This window comes from uncultured Algibacter sp. (genome assembly GCF_963976535.1).
Lineage (GTDB): Bacteria > Bacteroidota > Bacteroidia > Flavobacteriales > Flavobacteriaceae > Algibacter_B.
Genome location: NZ_CAXBLF010000020.1, coordinates 36227 through 52390 on the forward strand (window position 1 = coordinate 36227; position 16164 = coordinate 52390).

A 16164-nucleotide genomic window follows, 5' to 3' on the forward strand; every position below is an offset into this window, starting at 1 on the left:
ATAAGTATTCAGTTGGTAGTAACAGTTGATACAAACTAAAAATTAAAATAGCGAACTTTTATTTCAGGCGGCATATTTTTTTAAATTTGCGAGAGTAGAAATTAAAAAGATTTCCTTTTTTAAGGGAATGACAAAATAATAATTTAATTATGGGAAGAGCTTTCGAGTTTAGAAAAGCAAGGAAAATGAAACGTTGGTCCGCAATGAGCAAAGCCTTTACACGTATTGGTAAAGACATTGTTATGGCTGTAAAAGAAGGTGGCCCAGATCCGGATAGTAACTCGCGTTTAAGAGCCGTTATACAGAATGCTAAATCTGTTAACATGCCCAAAGATAACGTAGAACGTGCTATTAAGAAAGCAAGTGAGAAGGGTCAAGGCGATTATAAAGAAGTTATTTTTGAAGGTTATGCACCACATGGTATAGCTATTTTAGTTGAAACTGCAACAGATAACAATACCAGAACTGTAGCTAATGTTCGTAGTTATTTTAACAAATGTGATGGCAGTTTAGGTACTTCGGGTTCTGTTGTATTTATGTTCGACCATACTTGTAATTTTAGAATAAATGCTGAAGGCTTAGATGCTGAAGAGGTAGAATTAGAATTTATTGATTTTGGAGCAGAAGAAGTATTTGCAGATGATGATGGTATTTTAATTTATGCGCCTTTTGAAAGCTTTGGAGCCATTCAAGCAGAATTAGAAACAAGAGAAATTGAAATTTTATCTTCTGGATTTGAAAGAATGCCTCAGGTAACAAAACAAATAACTCCAGAACAGGCTGAAGATGTTGAAAAACTATTGGAAAAGCTTGAAGAAGATGATGATGTTCAAAATGTGTATCATACCATGGAGGAAAGTACAGAATAAAACAAATTATAATTTAAAAAATAGGCTGTCTGAAAAGTCCATTTTGGAGTAAATTGCTACATTGAGCATTGGTAAATGAAAATATTTTTTCATTGAAAGCACCTTGCGAAGCAAACCGAAATGCATTGAAAATCAAGATTATAATGTTTTTGACTTACTTCGTAAGCTAGCTTCGTTCAAAATACATTTTGACCACGTTAATGCTTATACTGACAACTGAAAAAAAAACTTTTCAAACAGTCGCTTTTGTTTTCCAAAATATTTAGGAGAAATCTAATCTTTATTTTTTACATAAATCAATTTGAAACGCCCATTACTTTGATCGCGTTGTTCCATTACAAATTGTGGTAGTGATTTAAAAAGTGGTGTTAATTTTTGAAATCCAAAGTTACGGGAGTCAAAATTAGGCTGCTTTTTAAGTATTAAAGACCCAACATCACCAAGGAATGCCCATCCATCATCATCTGCAGCATCATCAACAGAGTTATGAAGGAGTTTAATCACTTTAGGTGTAATATTATATAGATTAGTTTTTTTAGCTTTCTTTCCTTTTTCATCTTTTTCAATATCATCATCACTCGCTAGAATTTCCAGATAAATAAATTTATCGCAGGCTACAATAAATGGATTTGGTGTTTTCTTTTCTCCCATGCCATAAACTACCATAGCCGCTTCGCGTAAACGCGTAGCTAGTTTTGTAAAATCACTATCAGAAGACACTAAACAAAAGCCATTTACTTTTTCAGAATATAAAATATCCATGGCATCAATAATCATAGCCGAATCTGTAGCATTTTTACCTGTCGTATAACCGTATTGCTGTATAGGCGTAATGGCATTTTCTAACAATACATTTTTCCATTTTGACAAATGGGGTTTTGTCCAATCTCCATAAATACGCTTAATTGTTGGAGTTCCGTATTTTGCGATTTCTTCCATCATTTCAGTAATGTACTTTGAAGGTATATTATCTCCATCAATTAATACGGCAATTTTTGTGTCTTTAATCATAGTTTATAAAGATATAATATTTTAACTTTTATTTAGATGATTATACGTCTAATTATTTTTACATTTAGCCGACTAATTTAAGTAAACAGGATTTATCCTAAATAATTGTTTTAAGATATGGTACTACCAAAAAATGTAATTAAGCAGGTTTGCTTAATAATTGTTATGAGTTTCTTTTTGACACCTTTAAATATTGAAGCTCAAAAGAAAAAAAAGAAAAAGAAAAAAGACGACACTGAAGTTGTTATAACTCCTCCAAAAAAAGAAAAAGAAAAAAGTATAAAAGACTTAACAAAGTCAAGTAAAAAAATAGATGGGCTTTTTACTATTTATCAGGATACAATTACGGGGTCTATACAAATGGTTTTAACAGAAGACCAATTGAATAAAGAATATATCCATTTTGCACAAATTGCTGATGGCGTAATGGATGCCGGACGTGTAAACAGAGGCTCATACAGGGGTTCTAAAGTGTTTAAAGTTGAAAAATATTTTGATAAAATAGAGTTTATTACTCAAAATACATCATTTTATTTCGATCCCAATAACCCAATTTCTAAATCAAAAGATGCCAATATTAGTAAAGGTATTATGGCGAGTTTAAAAATTGAAGCTCGAGATGATAAAGAAAGGCTTTATTTAATAAAAGCAGATGATTTATTTTTAAAAGAGACCTTTTTACAAATAAAACCTTCGTCTAGACCTGGCACCTCTCCTACTGCTTTTAAATTAGGAGCTTTGGATAAAGGAAAAACTAAAATCAATAGCATCAAGAGTTATCCTGAGAATACAAATCTCGAAGTTGAATATGTGTATTCTAACGCATCTGTTTTAAATAGTGGTTCGAGCGCTGTTTCAGATGGCAGAAATGTAAGTATTAAAGTGTTTCATAGTTTAATTGCTATGCCAAATAATGATTACGAACCGCGATTTGATGACCCTAGAGTTGGATTCTTTACCAACCAAGTTACTGATCAAACATCTACTAGTTCAACACCATATCGCGATTTAATTAATAGATGGCATTTAAAAAAGAAGAACCCTGAAGCTGTTCTTTCAGAACCAGTAAAACCAATTACGTGGTGGATGGAAAATTCTACACCTTTGGAGTGGCGTGAAACTATTAAAAATGCTGTTTTAGAATGGAACAAAGCTTTTGAAAAGGCAGGTTTTAAAAATGCCATTGTGGTAAAACAACAACCAGATGATGCTGATTGGGATGCAGGTGATATAAGATATAATGTGTTAAGATGGACGGCTTCTCCTCAACCTCCTTTTGGTGGTTACGGACCAAGTATGAAAAACCCAAGAACTGGTGAGATTTTTGGAGCTGATATTATGCTAGAATTCGTTCATTTTAGCGGACGTGTTATGGTAGGAAAAGTTTTTGATGGTAGTATTGAAGAAGAAGTAGAAGAATACGATTTTAGTAATCAAAACCAAATGACTTGTTCTGCTGGTCATCTTATGGCTGAAAGTACAATGTTTGGTCAGGCAGTAATTAATGCATTTGAAGATTCTGATTTAGAACTTAAGAAGATATTACACGACAATATGATGCGTTTAATCATGCATGAGGTTGGACATACTTTAGGTTTATATCATAATATGAGAGGTAGCCAATTGTTTTCACCAGAAGAATTATCTAACCCATCACTAATAGAAGGAAAAGCGCTTTCAACATCAGTTATGGAATATCCAGCTGTTAATATTACAAGAGATCGTAGTAAGCAAGGAATCTATTATGATAATGCGGTCGGACCATATGATTTATGGGCTATTGAATTAGGGTATAAAAACTTTACCTCTGAAACAGAAAGGCAGGCTCTTTTAAGTAAATCAGCACAACCAGAATTGGCATTTGGTAACGACGCCGATGATATGCGCTCTTCTAGCAGAGGTATTGACCCTCGTGTTAATATTTATGATTTATCAAATGATGCTATTGGTTATGCCATAGAAAGAATCCATCTGGTTGAGGAAACCATGCAAAATATAAAAAACAAATTAGTAACAAAGGGAGAATCTTATCAAGAGCTTACAAGAGCTTATGGTATTTTACAGCGCGAATACAGAAACTCAGGAACTATAATGTCTCGATATATAGGAGGAATTTATGTAGATCGTACCATGGTTGGGCAAACAGGTGCTACACAACCATATACGCCTGTGAGTTTAAATGAACAAAAAAGAGCGATGAATGGATTAAGCAAATTCATATTTGCTCCTGATGCTTTTGATGCGCCAAAAGGTTTATACAACTACCTTGCTAGACAGCGTAGAGGAAATAATTTTCGTACTGGACCAGAGGATCCTAAAATTCATAATTTAGTGTTATCATCTCAAAGTACGGTGTTAAAACATTTGTTACACCCAAATACCGTACAACGTATCACCGATTCTGAATTATATGGAAACAAATACAAGTTATCCATCTTTATGACCGATTTAAATAATGCCATATTTAAGTCTGATATCTATAGTTCTGTAAATTCGTTTAGACAAAATCTACAATTAGAATATACAAATATGTTGATAGAAATGTTAACAGGAAAGGGAAACAGCAAGTTTACTCATAATGCAAAATCTATGGCATTGTATAATTTAAAAGCAATTAGAACTATGGCTGCTCCTTCAGGGAATATGGCTTCAAGAGCCCATAAACAGCATTTACGAACACTTATTGATAACGCTATTAAGGAAATAAAATAAGAAAGTTTCATGTTTTATCATTAGTGTCCAACAAAAGAGAATAGACCGCTTTGCTTTTAGAATTAAGAACAAAGACTTAATTGTAACTAGTTAAAAACAGCAGTAAACTGATTATTACTTTTTTTCATCCATCGTAATTACTAACCTGAGTTCGATGTAAGAACAATTTAATTTAGGGAGTAAGATTAAAGGATACTAGCCTAGTTTTTTTGAAAACAATAATAATAGAGATTTGAATAAAACAGCTCTACACCTCCCTTAATCCCTCCTTATTAGGAGGGAAACTATAACGTATGAGTTTCCCCTCCTTGGAGGGGATTAAGGGGTGGGTTGTTAACAGAATTCTTTTTTGTAAAGTAGAAAATCAATTATTTGTTTAGCTAATTATATTTATTATTATATCGAACTCAGGTTACTAAGTCTCATTAAAAGTAAGCAATCTTGTTTTGAAATTCTTAAAACTCAATAATATCAAATGATTAAAACTAATTTTAATGATTTTAATCGAACAACAGTAATTTTCAACCTAAAACAAAAAAGCTACTTCGTAATTGGAGTAGCTTTTGTTTTTGTTAGCTGATGTTTCTTTTTAGGAACAAATAATTGTTTACTTTATGTTTCATTTGCTATATTGTTTACAGTGCAATTTCTATGCCAAATTAATATGTAGATAGATAAAACAGTTAAGAATGCTCAGGGATTTTACCTTTTATACCTTTGTAAAAATTATACATATATTCAAAATCTGCTTCAACATCATCAGTAGGATAAAACGGTTCGGAGATTTTATTCTGTTTATTCTCAAAATCGAGTGTAAACATAATGATTGGTACTTTGGCTTGTTTAGCAATATAGTAAAAACCCGTTCTCCAAGATGTTACTTTCTTTCTTGATCCTTCTGGGGCTAAAGTCATTCTAAATTCATCGTGTTGCTCAAATAATTTAGCTATAACTTCTACCTTATTTTCATTGGATTGTCTATTTATTGGAGCACCTCCTAATGCTTTAAAAAACCACCCTAAAGGAAATACAAATAATTCTTTCTTTCCTATAAAATTTGTTCTTAAACCTACCACAGATCGTAATAATATGCCTATTAAGAAATCTTGCCAACTTGTGTGTGGAGCAGCAATAATTACAGCTTTTTTTATAGTTTGATTTGAGAAAGTAGTGTTACCAATAACCTGCCAACCTAGAATTTTAAAATAAATAATTTTGGCTAGCCATTGCATATTACATGTTTTGGTATAAAGTCCTCAATTTTTCTCTAGTAATTGTTTTTTTCCAATTTTTGCCAATTGCATTCTCCCAAAGTGGTTCAAGACTTAACGCAACATCAATCATAATATCAAATTCTCTGTCGCCCAAATCTGCACAAATAGCTTGAGGCAAGGTAATGTTATGCTTTGCTTTCATTTGCTTGAAAAGCTTAACACCTTCAGGATAAAAGGCTTCTAAATGATCAAAAACGATACAGTTACCTATACCATGTTTAGTTCCTAGTAAATAGGATAACCCATAACTCATGGCATGTGCTATCCCTACTTGGGAATACGCAATACTCATACCGCCATGCCATGAGGCCATTATAAGTTTTTCTTGAGCTTCAATTTCTGAAAGATTACCTTCTAAGAATATTTCTTTACACAAATCTAGAGCCATATTGCCGTAGCTTTCACTAAAAGCATTCAGGTAAGTACCCGTTAAAGATTCTATACAATGAACATAACAATCCATACCTGTATAGAACCATTGGTCTTTTGGAACATCTTTGGTAAGTTCTGAATCTAAAATAACTTGATCAAAAGGTGTGTAATCAGAATTAATTCCTAATTTTCGTTCTGGACCTGTTAGTACTGTGGTTCTTGAAACTTCGGCTCCTGTGCCAGATATTGTTGGAATGCCTACATGAAATACTGCTGGATTTTTAACTAAATCCCAACCTTGATAATCTTTAGTTTCACCATTATTAGTTAACATAATAGATACTGCTTTAGCTAAATCTAACAATGTTCCACCTCCAATTCCAATAATACCAGAAGGACGTTCTTTATGTTTTAATATAATGTCTTCAACAAGTGTATCGACTTGAGATGTTTTTGGTTCTTCTTCAGCTGAAACAAAAATAATTCTATCATCATAGGCCAATGAAATTCTTGATAATAACCATGTGTTGTTTTTAAACACATCATCAATTAAGTAAATAAAAGGAGCATTGATGCTTAAGCGCTTAGGCCCTAAAACTTCGTTTAATTGATTGAAACTACCTCTGCCAAAAATAACTCTTGGCACCATTGGAAAGTTCTTATAACTCATGTAACTTGTTTTCTTTTACAATTCGTAAAAATACCATTATTTTAAATTCTATAGGTTTAAATAATTTTGAAATTTTTCAAAAAATTCTCCAACATGATATCCATCAACTAAAGCATGATTAGCACTCATGGACACATTCATATTTAAAGCCTCTTCTATATTTGTAACTTTACTAAAAGCTATTTTAGGTACAGATTCTATATTTCCGGAAATAGGTTCCTTATGCCCAGTAAAATTTAACCACGGCATAGCTGAACAATGAATACAGTTTAATCCGTTTTTTGGTGGATACAAATCTGTTGTGTTTTCTATTCTATCCTTTTCATTTGATATGTTTTTTATAAAAGTATTTAAATCACTATCAAACTCTATGAATGAAAAACCGAAAGTTTTATCGTTTCGCATAATAGTTGCCGATGCGTGTATAACAGGATATTCAACAATCTTATTATTCTCAATTCTAAGCTTCAAATTATCAACATCATTAATGGCTTTCATACAATCGTGTAAATATTTACCAAAAAAACTCAAATTATTTTCTTTGGAGAAATTATAGGCTTTTGTTACATCACAAGGAACGGTAACCCCAAAATAAGGATCTAATAGTTTAATAAAATGTTCATATTGTGCCTTTCTATTCCAAGTATTTAAATCAATATATTTCATACTAATTTAACAATTTTAGTAAGCTTGTTAAACTCTTAATGGTTCTATAAGCTTTACCATTTTTCTCTTTTTCAGTTACTTCTTCATGAGCCCAAGTAGTATGAAAAGGGACATGAATGGCATTTGCCTTTAAATTTACTAAGGGTAAAACATCAGATTTTAATGAGTTTCCTATCATTAAAAATTCAGAAGGATTAATATCTAAATGGTTCAATAGTTTTGAATAATTAGCCTCTTTTTTATCGCTTAAAACTTCAATATGATGAAAATAATCTGTTAAACCAGACTTTTCTAATTTTCGTTCTTGGTCCAATAAATCGCCTTTTGTGGCTAATATGAGTCTGTATCTTTTTGATAGCGCTTTTAAAACGTCTTCTACACCATCTAATAATTCAACAGGTTTATTCAACATATCTTTACCTATATTCAAAATAGATTCAATAGTTTTTGTTGAAATATTATAATTTGATAATTCTAAAGCTGATTCAACCATAGATAGCGTAAAGGCCTTTACTCCATAACCATAGAGCGATAAATTTTCAATTTCCACTCTAAAAAGCTCTTGGTCTATTTTGTTGGCAGTTTCATATTTGGACAAGAGGTTAGCAAAAGCTGTTTCTGCTTCTCTAAAATAGGTTTCATTAACCCAAAGTGTATCATCAGCATCAAAGCCAATAACTTTAATGTTTTGGTAATTTATTTCCATATTTTCTTTGCGCGTTCTAAATCTTCAGGAGTATCTATTTCAACACCTTGAACATCTGTTTCAACCATTCTTATTCGTTTTCCGTATTCTAAATACCGAATACATTCTATTTTCTCAGAAGCTTCAAGCGGCAGCATTGGTAATTTGTAAAAATCTAAAATGGCCTCTTTTCTAAATGCATAAACTCCTTTGTGTTTATAATATTTCACGCCTACATTTTTGTCTCTTGGGTATGGAATTGGGCTTCGTGAAAAATAAAGCGCAAAATTTGAATGATCGACAATAACCTTTACTGTATTTGGGTTTTTAATTTCATCTTCATCAGTAATATGAACCATTAAAGACGCCAAATCTATACGTTTATCATGGTCGTTTTTAAATACTTCAATAAGTTTTGATAAAGATTCTCTATCAGTAAAAGGTTCATCTCCTTGAACATTAATAACAATATCAATATCCATAAACTCAACAGCCTCAGCTATTCTATCGCTGCCACAATCATGTGCCTTTTTACTCATTATTACTTTTCCGCCATTATTTGCAATTTCGTTATAAATAATATCACTGTCAGTAACCACAAAAACATCATCGAATAACTTTGTAGCAACCGTAGCTTCGTAAGTTCTTTGAATGACTGTTTTGCCTCCAAGATCTTGCATGAGTTTACCAGGAAAACGTGATGCAGCATAACGTGCAGGAATCATTGAAATTATTTTCACAGATTTAAATTTATTTGTTTAAGTAAATTCTATTTTCAAAAATAGCCAAATATTATTGGTTTTTAATCTTAGTTGTTTTAAACTTTTTATATAATCTGAAAATTATAAATAATATAAAAAGAACCAATACCGCTGCTACTATAGGAAGAAAGATAGAAATAACAGAATAACTACTGAAGTTATGGTTTCAATGGTTGAAACTAAAGGGTTTGCTATGCCACCTGTTGTTACTGTTGAAGCTAGCCTTGTTGTGCTAGATGTTCCTGCCACTGCTGCGGCTGTTCCTCCTCCAGCTATTATTGCTAACGACCACGTAATCACGGGACTTAAATCGGCGACTGTAGATAGCATTATGGCGGTGCCTGCTAGTGCCGCCAATGGCACTGTAATACTATCCAATAAATTATCAATATATGGAATAAAATAGGCAATTATTTCAACAATAGTAGCGGCGCCTAAAGTAATTAAGGCAGCTGTACTTCCTATCCATTCCCAAGACTCATTAAGTTGCCAAACATCAAAATAAGAGGCTAAACTTAAAGCAAATAATGGTAAAAAAACTCTAAAACCCACAGATGCCGATAAACCAACACCTAGGCAAATACTAATTATGGTTTCAAATGTCATAATTGTCCCTCCCCTAAATCCCCAAAGGGGACTTTTTGTTTTAGTTAATAATTATTTAAACTTACAAAATTCTTAATCTAAAATATTTTCTCGCAAAGCCGCAGAGGCGCAAAGTTAAATGGTAGATTATTATGCTAATTTATAACGTTTTCTTGTAAACAGCCAAAGACTGAATGCTTTTAGATGGTACTGATGTTTTGATTTTGAAATTTAATTTGGCGGATAAGTGCGCAAGGGATAGAAGTGGAAAGCCCACAGCGGAGGAACGGAGCGAGGACTTGTAACGGATAGCCCGACCCTTTTGGGTTGCGCCCAAAAAACTACTGCAAACTGCCAATGAATACTGGGACTTTTTGTTTTTAGTTAATAATTATTCATCGTTTAAGTATCAAAATTTTTGGTTCAACTTTCAAAAAAGCGTTTTGGTAAAGCTCCGTTTTCAAAAGTCCCCTTTTGGGATTTAGGGGATTCATTCCTCAAAAAAATCGTCATTAAAGCCAATAAGATACAATTTTTCTTTGGCCCTTGTTACTGCGGTGTATAGCCAACGTAAATAATCTTTATCTATACCATTTGGTAAATAAGGTTGCTCTACAAAAACAGTATCCCACTGCCCTCCTTGTGATTTATGACAAGTTATAGCATAAGAAAATTTTACTTGTAGCGCATTAAAGTGTTTGTTGCCTTTAACTTTTAAAAATTTTTTATACTTACTAGTTTCACTCTCAAAATCTTTCATTACTTCTTGATACAATTTATTTGAATCTTCATAAGGTAATGATGGGGTTTCGGCGGCAATAGTATCTAAAAGTAAAACCGTTTCAAAAGGGATCATTTTAGGATAATCAACCATTCTTATTTTTACTTCCGCAAAGCGAAAACCATAGAGCTCTTGAATACTAAATATCTCGAGAACCTCAATAATATCGCCATTTGCTATAAAGCCAGCATCACTATTTGGCTTTACCCAAAAATAGTTATTCTTCACAACCATTAAGTAATCGCCTGCAGTTAATTCGTGCTCATTAAACAAGATTCTATTTCTTATTTGTTGGTTGTATAAATTAGCGCGTTTGTTACTTCTTACTATAATTGCCGTTTCTTCTTTTCCCAATTCGCTATAGGCGTCGTTAATAGCATCCATGATTTCATAACCGTCCATAAGTCTAATAATATCTTTATAATCTGATAAATCAAACTTAAAAGAATCAAAATAGGTGTTTAATAACGTTTCACGCAAAACCGTAGCGTTGGCTAAAATACCAGAACCTTGTTCTTGACGCACCACTTCATCGAGTTCCATTTTAGTAACTTCCTTATTATAATTTAGCGCTAATGTTCTTTCATCTAAAGCGGGACTTAAGTCCAACTTAACGGGAGGTAACTGCGCCGTATCACCAATTAACAACAACTTACATTGATGACCAGAATATACGTATTGCATCAAATCGTCTAATAAAGAACCATTTTCAAACAATTTTGAGTCTCCAGGTGTATCAGGAATCATGGAAGCCTCATCCACTATAAAAATGGTATTTTTATGCTTATTGGGTTGCAACACAAATTTTACGCCTCCATTTTTTTCTTTTTTTGGGAAATATATTTTTTTGTGAATCGTAAATGCTTCCTTTCCGGAATAATTTGAAATCACTTTTGCCGCTCTTCCAGTTGGTGCCATTAAAACCGCACTTTTTTTAGCTTTCCATAAATTAGACACTATGGCTCCAACAATGCTTGTTTTTCCTGTTCCGGCATACCCTTTTAGTACATAAAGCAAATTTGGTTCTTTAGCAAAAATAAACTCAGATAATTGCTGCAAAACAATATTTTGTTTTACAGTAGGCTGGAATGGAAATTGTTGTTTTATAAGCGAATAAAATTCAGATGAGGTCATTTAGTTTAAAATAATTTTAATTTTATTCAAATATAGAAATGATTTTTACTCACTTTGGTTTTAACGATTAAAAAAAAATTGTAGATTTGCTAAATACCTTTTAATAAACTTTTAATTAAAGAACACACTATGTTAAAATTTATTCTTATTGCAGTTGCCGTTATTTTAGTTACAATTGGCTTGGTTAAGTTAGTTGATAAATTTATCCCTGCTAAATTTAAACCTTTTTTAAATATAGCGCTTTGGTTATTAATTGCATTTTTTGGTTACCAGACTTACATGTCTATTTATGAGCCAATTCAATTTAATAAAGTAAAAAATAAGCGTTACGCTGTAGTTATTGAAAGTTTAAAAGATATTAGAGACTCTCAATTAGCACACAGACAGGTTACTGGTAAATTTTCTAAAGATTTTGATGGCTTAATAAAGTTTATTGATACCGCTGAATACACCATTACGCAACGTAGAGATTCTAGTATTATTGATGAGGATTTAACTAAACGATATGGCGTTGATACTTTTAAATCTATTGTTATTATTGACACTTTAGGCTTTGTTTCTGTAAAAGACTCCTTATTTAAAACATCTAGTCGTTATAAAAACATGATGAATGTTCCTGTAGGAGAAGAAGGCGCTAAGTTTAAAATGCAAGCTGGATTCTTAGAGCAAAATAACATAAAAATACCTGTTTTTGAAGCCATTGTAAAAAAGAGCGTTCTTTTAAATGACCAGAATAAAGATTTAATAATGCAGGAAAACCAAGTGGTATCTGTTGATGGCGTTAATGGTGATGCTTTAAAAGTAGGTTCGATGGATGAAGTTAACACAAACGGAAACTGGCCGAAAACATATGGCGCAAACGAATAATAGTTCTAACAAACTAACTAATCTAGAATTGTCCATTCAACTAAGTTTGAGTGGACTTTCTTTTTGTATACTAAACAAAGATTCTAATACTATAATTGAAGTAAAGGAATTTCGCTTTGAAAAAAGTTTAAACCCATTGGAAGTTTTAGACGAATTAAAAGCCTTATTTGAAAATGAAACTATTTTGAATAATAGCTTTACCAATGTAACTGTTATTCATGATAATGAACTATCTACACTAGTTCCGAAGGCGTTATTTAATAAAAATCACTTAGCAGACTATTTAAAATTCAACTCTAAAATCCTGAAATCAGATTTTATAGCTTATGATAGTATTTTAAAAAATAGTAGTGTTAATGTTTATGTCCCTTATATCAACATTAACAATTACATCTATGATAAATTTGGCGCGTTTATTTTCAAACATGTATCATCGGTTTTAATGGAATCTATTTTATGGATTGAAAAAAGTTCAACGGCAGCTAAAGTATATGTACATGTTAGTTTTAACCACTTTGAAATTATTATAATTAAAGAAGGCAAACTAGAACTTTATAATACATTCACTTACAATTCAAAAGAAGATTTCATTTACTACATTCTCTTTACTGCTGAACAACTAAGACTTGACCCAGAGACACTTAATTTAGTTTTTATAGGCGATATCACTGAGAAAGATGAGTTATATAATATAGCCTATAAATACATTAGAAACATCAGTTTTGGCAACAGACATGATAATTTCAAATATATAAACAAACCAAAATCAAAGTATTCTAATTTCACTTTGTTAAAAAGTTTTTAATGAGAATTATATCCGGTATTTATAAAAGCAGAAAAATTATTGCACCTAAAAACCTACCTGTTCGCCCTACTACAGATATGGCTAAGGAATCTTTATTCAATATTATTAATAACCTCTATTACTTTGATGCTGTTTCTGTACTTGATTTGTTTGCCGGAACTGGTAATATAAGTTATGAATTTGCCTCAAGAGGTACCGAACAAATTACATGTGTTGATCAAGATTTTGGGTGTATCAAGTTTATAAATAAAACTACCGAAATGTTTGAAATGCCTATCCAAACTATAAAAAGCGATGTTTTCAAATTTTTAGAAAAAACTTCAATACAGTCAAATATTATTTTTGCAGATCCTCCATATAATTTTACCGAAGTGCAATTTGCAAGAATTCCTAATCTCATTTTTCAAAACAATTTACTGCTTGATGATGGCTTACTTATAGTTGAACATTCTAAACATTCAGACTTATCAAATCTTGAAAATTTTGCTTATTCAAAAAACTATGGCGGTAATGTTTTTAGTTTTTTTGAAACGACTTAAACAATCTTTTATTTTTATAGTATCTTTTTTTTTAGTAATTTAGAATTCTCCTTAAGAGCCCCAGGCTCTATACATAATTTTATCTCTTCAACAAAAAGTAACCTTTTTTTTGATTTTTTGTTATGGTTTATTGTTAATACTAACCTTTAAAACCATAAAACAAATGAAAAAACTTTTTTTATTAGGGCTTGTAACTATTCTTTTTGTTGCTTGCCAAAACCAACCGCAACGTTATTTTGCAGATTCTACTGAAATAAACACTTTAAAAGCTGGTATAACGGCTTATGAAGCTGGAGATTGGGACAAATGGAAAAGCCATTTTGCCGATACCGCAAAAGTTTTTGTGAATTCTCCCGACCCGCTTACAATAGAAAAAAGAGCTGAAGGCTTAAAAGCTATGACTGAAGCTATGTCATCGTATGGATTTAATCGTGATAAAGAATACATTGAAATGGTTCTTGATAAAGATGACGAAACTTGGGTATATTATTGGGCGATGCATAAAGGAACGCTTGCTGCTAATAACAAAAAATTGGCAATCCCAGTGCATTTAGCAGTTCAATTTGTTGATGGAAAAATTGTAGAAGAACATGTGTACTTTGATGCTACCCAAATGAATAAAGAAATGGCAACATTATCTTCTATGACTGATTTGGATAAAAAAATTCATACACAAATAGATACGCTAATTGATAGTTTTACCAATAAACAAGACTTTTCTGTATTAGGTGACTTACTAGCAGATAATCATATTAGGTATTTAAATGATGACAAAGTAGCTGCAGGACAAACTGAATTACAGTCTAGTATGACGCCATATTTTACTGGTTTCCCAGATTTTAATATTGAAATTCTACATAAATCCACAATAGTAGATAATGCAATTTTTGTGCATTGGAAATTAACAGGCACAAATAATGGTGAATTTGCTGGTAGTCCTGCAACTGGAAAAAAAGTTGACGTAAATGGGCTTTCAAGATTACATTTTAATGAAGAAGGTAAATTGCATACCGAGCATATTCATTTTGATCGATTACAACTCATGGAACAGTTAGGTAAAACTTTAAATTAAATAACACTAATTATGAAAACAATTAAATCAACACTATTATTAGCATTACTGGTATGCTTTACAGTTAATTTTTCCTATGCACAAAAAAAATTCACCATTCATCAAGACAATGTTAAACCGTCTATGATCATGCAATATGAAGCCATAGCGAAAAAATTTAATGAAGCCACTAAAGAGCATAATGTACAAACCTCATGGTTAACCGCTACCACAACTGATTTAAAGTACATGTACATAACACCAATAGAAAATTTTGCAGATTTAGATAAACGCCCTTTCGCAGATATGGCAAAAGCAATGGGAGATGATTTTGGTAAAATGTTTGAAGAATTTGATAAATGTTATGACTCGCATACCAATTACAATATTACTTTAGTAGAAGATTTATCTTATATGCCCAATGGCATTACCATGACCCAAGAGGGGCAAAATCATCGTAAATTTTTCTACATTTATTTCACACCTGAAAATGCAGCTAAAGTACGTGAAGGTATGAAAGCGGTGAAAGAACTTTACACAACTAAAGGATCTAAAGAATATTATAGAATTTACAGAAATGGTTTTGGTACTCCTGAAGAATTTTATTTTGTGGCTGTTTCTTCAAAAGATGAAATTGATGGCGCCACTAGGTCTAAAGCTAACGAAGCCGTTTTAGGTCCGGATCGTTGGGAAGCTATAGGCAAGGTTATGAATCACGCAAGTCGATTTGAAGAATATACAGGTCAAATGCGTCCAGATTTATCCTATTCACCTAAAAAAGAATAAGTTCTAACCAACCCTTTTTAACCTCAAACCCTTCTTGAAATTCAAGAAGGGTTTGTTTATATTTAAGTAAATCTATAAGCCGAATTCTGTACTCAAAAAGAGCCCTTATCATTTATCTACGTGCATTGTTACCAAAACACTTTAGCTGCCTACCCTCCAACAATCGAGCGTGCCGCCCGCTCCCGATAATTATCGGAACGTTGGTTTACATGACATTGCACCACATAGAGTTTACCTGGTTTCACTACAGCATAACCTGTACATACTTTCTGTTGCACTTTTCCTAACCTCACGGCTGGTGGCCATTAACCACTATGTTGCACTACGGTGTTCGGACTTTCCTCCCAAGTGCTGAACTTGTTTCAGTATCTTTTCAAATTAACTTTAAAGTTAAAATAATGAGATACTGAAATAAATTCAGCACAAAAGCGATAAGGCGATTTACTTACCGCAAAAGTACAACACACAAAATTCAATTTCCAAATTCCATCAACTAAAAAATAATAATTATTTGGGCGTTACCCACAAGGGGTCGGGCTATTCGCTACAAGTCCTCGCTCCTACGTCGCTGTGGGCTTTCCGCTGCTATCCCTAAC

14 protein-coding genes, 1 other RNA gene and 1 pseudogene are annotated in these 16164 nt (G+C 32.2%); 7 read left to right on the forward strand and 9 right to left on the reverse strand.

What is annotated here, in order from left to right; translation table 11 throughout:
• Nucleotides 1-149: 149 nt before the first annotated feature.
• The gene (locus AAC024_RS07650; RefSeq protein WP_339894697.1) at nucleotides 150-869 is read left to right on the forward strand and encodes a YebC/PmpR family DNA-binding transcriptional regulator; all 720 of its coding nucleotides are present in this window, start codon (nucleotides 150-152) and stop codon (nucleotides 867-869) included.
• 273 nt (nucleotides 870-1142) lie between these two features.
• Here AAC024_RS07650 and AAC024_RS07655 read toward each other — a convergent pair whose 3' ends face one another.
• Nucleotides 1143-1880, reverse strand: a complete 738-nt coding sequence (locus AAC024_RS07655; RefSeq protein ID WP_339894698.1) for an NYN domain-containing protein — start codon at nucleotides 1878-1880, stop codon at nucleotides 1143-1145.
• 165 nt (nucleotides 1881-2045) lie between these two features.
• Here AAC024_RS07655 and AAC024_RS07660 point away from each other — a divergent pair, with 165 nt between their 5' ends.
• Complete coding sequence (locus tag AAC024_RS07660; RefSeq protein ID WP_339894699.1) at nucleotides 2046-4592, forward strand: zinc-dependent metalloprotease; 2547 nt, start codon at nucleotides 2046-2048, stop codon at nucleotides 4590-4592.
• 683 nt (nucleotides 4593-5275) lie between these two features.
• On the opposite strand, the gene AAC024_RS07665 is transcribed toward AAC024_RS07660, so the two are convergent.
• The 7 genes and pseudogenes from AAC024_RS07665 to AAC024_RS07695 all read right to left on the reverse strand — a co-directional run bounded on the left by AAC024_RS07665 (nucleotide 5276) and on the right by AAC024_RS07695 (nucleotide 11520).
• Nucleotides 5276-5824 (reverse strand): 1-acyl-sn-glycerol-3-phosphate acyltransferase, encoded by a 549-nt coding sequence (locus AAC024_RS07665; protein ID WP_339894700.1) that lies wholly within the window; start codon nucleotides 5822-5824, stop codon nucleotides 5276-5278.
• A 1-nt stretch (nucleotide 5825) separates the two neighbouring features.
• Nucleotides 5826-6908, reverse strand: a complete 1083-nt coding sequence (locus AAC024_RS07670) for an iron-containing alcohol dehydrogenase family protein (protein ID WP_339894701.1) — start codon at nucleotides 6906-6908, stop codon at nucleotides 5826-5828.
• Between the two features lie 48 nt (nucleotides 6909-6956).
• Entirely contained in the window at nucleotides 6957-7574 is a 618-nt protein-coding gene (locus AAC024_RS07675; RefSeq protein WP_339894702.1) for a CatA-like O-acetyltransferase, read from the reverse strand.
• 1 nt (nucleotide 7575) lies between these two features.
• On the reverse strand, nucleotides 7576-8280 hold the full coding sequence (locus AAC024_RS07680; RefSeq protein ID WP_339894703.1) for an HAD family hydrolase: 705 nt from the start codon (nucleotides 8278-8280) through the stop codon (nucleotides 7576-7578).
• A complete protein-coding gene (kdsB, locus tag AAC024_RS07685; protein ID WP_339894710.1) occupies nucleotides 8271-8984 on the reverse strand; it encodes a 3-deoxy-manno-octulosonate cytidylyltransferase in 714 nt (237 codons plus the stop codon). The genes AAC024_RS07680 and kdsB overlap by 10 nt, the downstream gene beginning before the upstream one ends.
• A 67-nt stretch (nucleotides 8985-9051) precedes the next feature.
• Nucleotides 9052-9626: pseudogene (locus AAC024_RS07690) on the reverse strand (DUF4126 domain-containing protein).
• 469 nt (nucleotides 9627-10095) lie between these two features.
• Nucleotides 10096-11520, reverse strand: coding sequence for an ATP-binding domain-containing protein (locus AAC024_RS07695; RefSeq protein WP_339894704.1), 1425 nt, complete (start codon nucleotides 11518-11520; stop codon nucleotides 10096-10098).
• A gap of 129 nt (nucleotides 11521-11649) precedes the next feature.
• Between AAC024_RS07695 and AAC024_RS07700 the strand changes: the two genes are divergently transcribed.
• The 5 genes from AAC024_RS07700 to AAC024_RS07720 all read left to right on the forward strand — a co-directional run bounded on the left by AAC024_RS07700 (nucleotide 11650) and on the right by AAC024_RS07720 (nucleotide 15568).
• Nucleotides 11650-12387 (forward strand): hypothetical protein, encoded by a 738-nt coding sequence (locus tag AAC024_RS07700; protein ID WP_339894705.1) that lies wholly within the window; start codon nucleotides 11650-11652, stop codon nucleotides 12385-12387.
• Nucleotides 12335-13192 carry a DUF3822 family protein gene (locus AAC024_RS07705; RefSeq protein ID WP_339894706.1) on the forward strand — a complete coding sequence of 286 codons (858 nt, stop codon included), beginning with the start codon at nucleotides 12335-12337 and terminating at the stop codon, nucleotides 13190-13192. Before AAC024_RS07700 ends, AAC024_RS07705 begins: the two co-directional genes overlap by 53 nt.
• Nucleotides 13192-13731, forward strand: a complete 540-nt coding sequence (rsmD, locus tag AAC024_RS07710; RefSeq protein WP_339894707.1) for a 16S rRNA (guanine(966)-N(2))-methyltransferase RsmD — start codon at nucleotides 13192-13194, stop codon at nucleotides 13729-13731. Before AAC024_RS07705 ends, rsmD begins: the two co-directional genes overlap by 1 nt.
• Nucleotides 13732-13894: 163 nt before the next feature.
• Nucleotides 13895-14803: a nuclear transport factor 2 family protein gene (locus AAC024_RS07715; RefSeq protein WP_339894708.1), complete on the forward strand. Its 909-nt coding sequence runs from the start codon at nucleotides 13895-13897 to the stop codon at nucleotides 14801-14803.
• Between the two features lie 12 nt (nucleotides 14804-14815).
• On the forward strand, nucleotides 14816-15568 hold the full coding sequence (locus tag AAC024_RS07720; RefSeq protein ID WP_339894709.1) for a hypothetical protein: 753 nt from the start codon (nucleotides 14816-14818) through the stop codon (nucleotides 15566-15568).
• 59 nt (nucleotides 15569-15627) lie between these two features.
• Here AAC024_RS07720 and rnpB read toward each other — a convergent pair.
• Nucleotides 15628-16016: RNase P RNA component class A (gene rnpB, locus AAC024_RS07725), an RNA gene on the reverse strand.
• Between the last annotated feature and the right edge of the window lie 148 nt (nucleotides 16017-16164).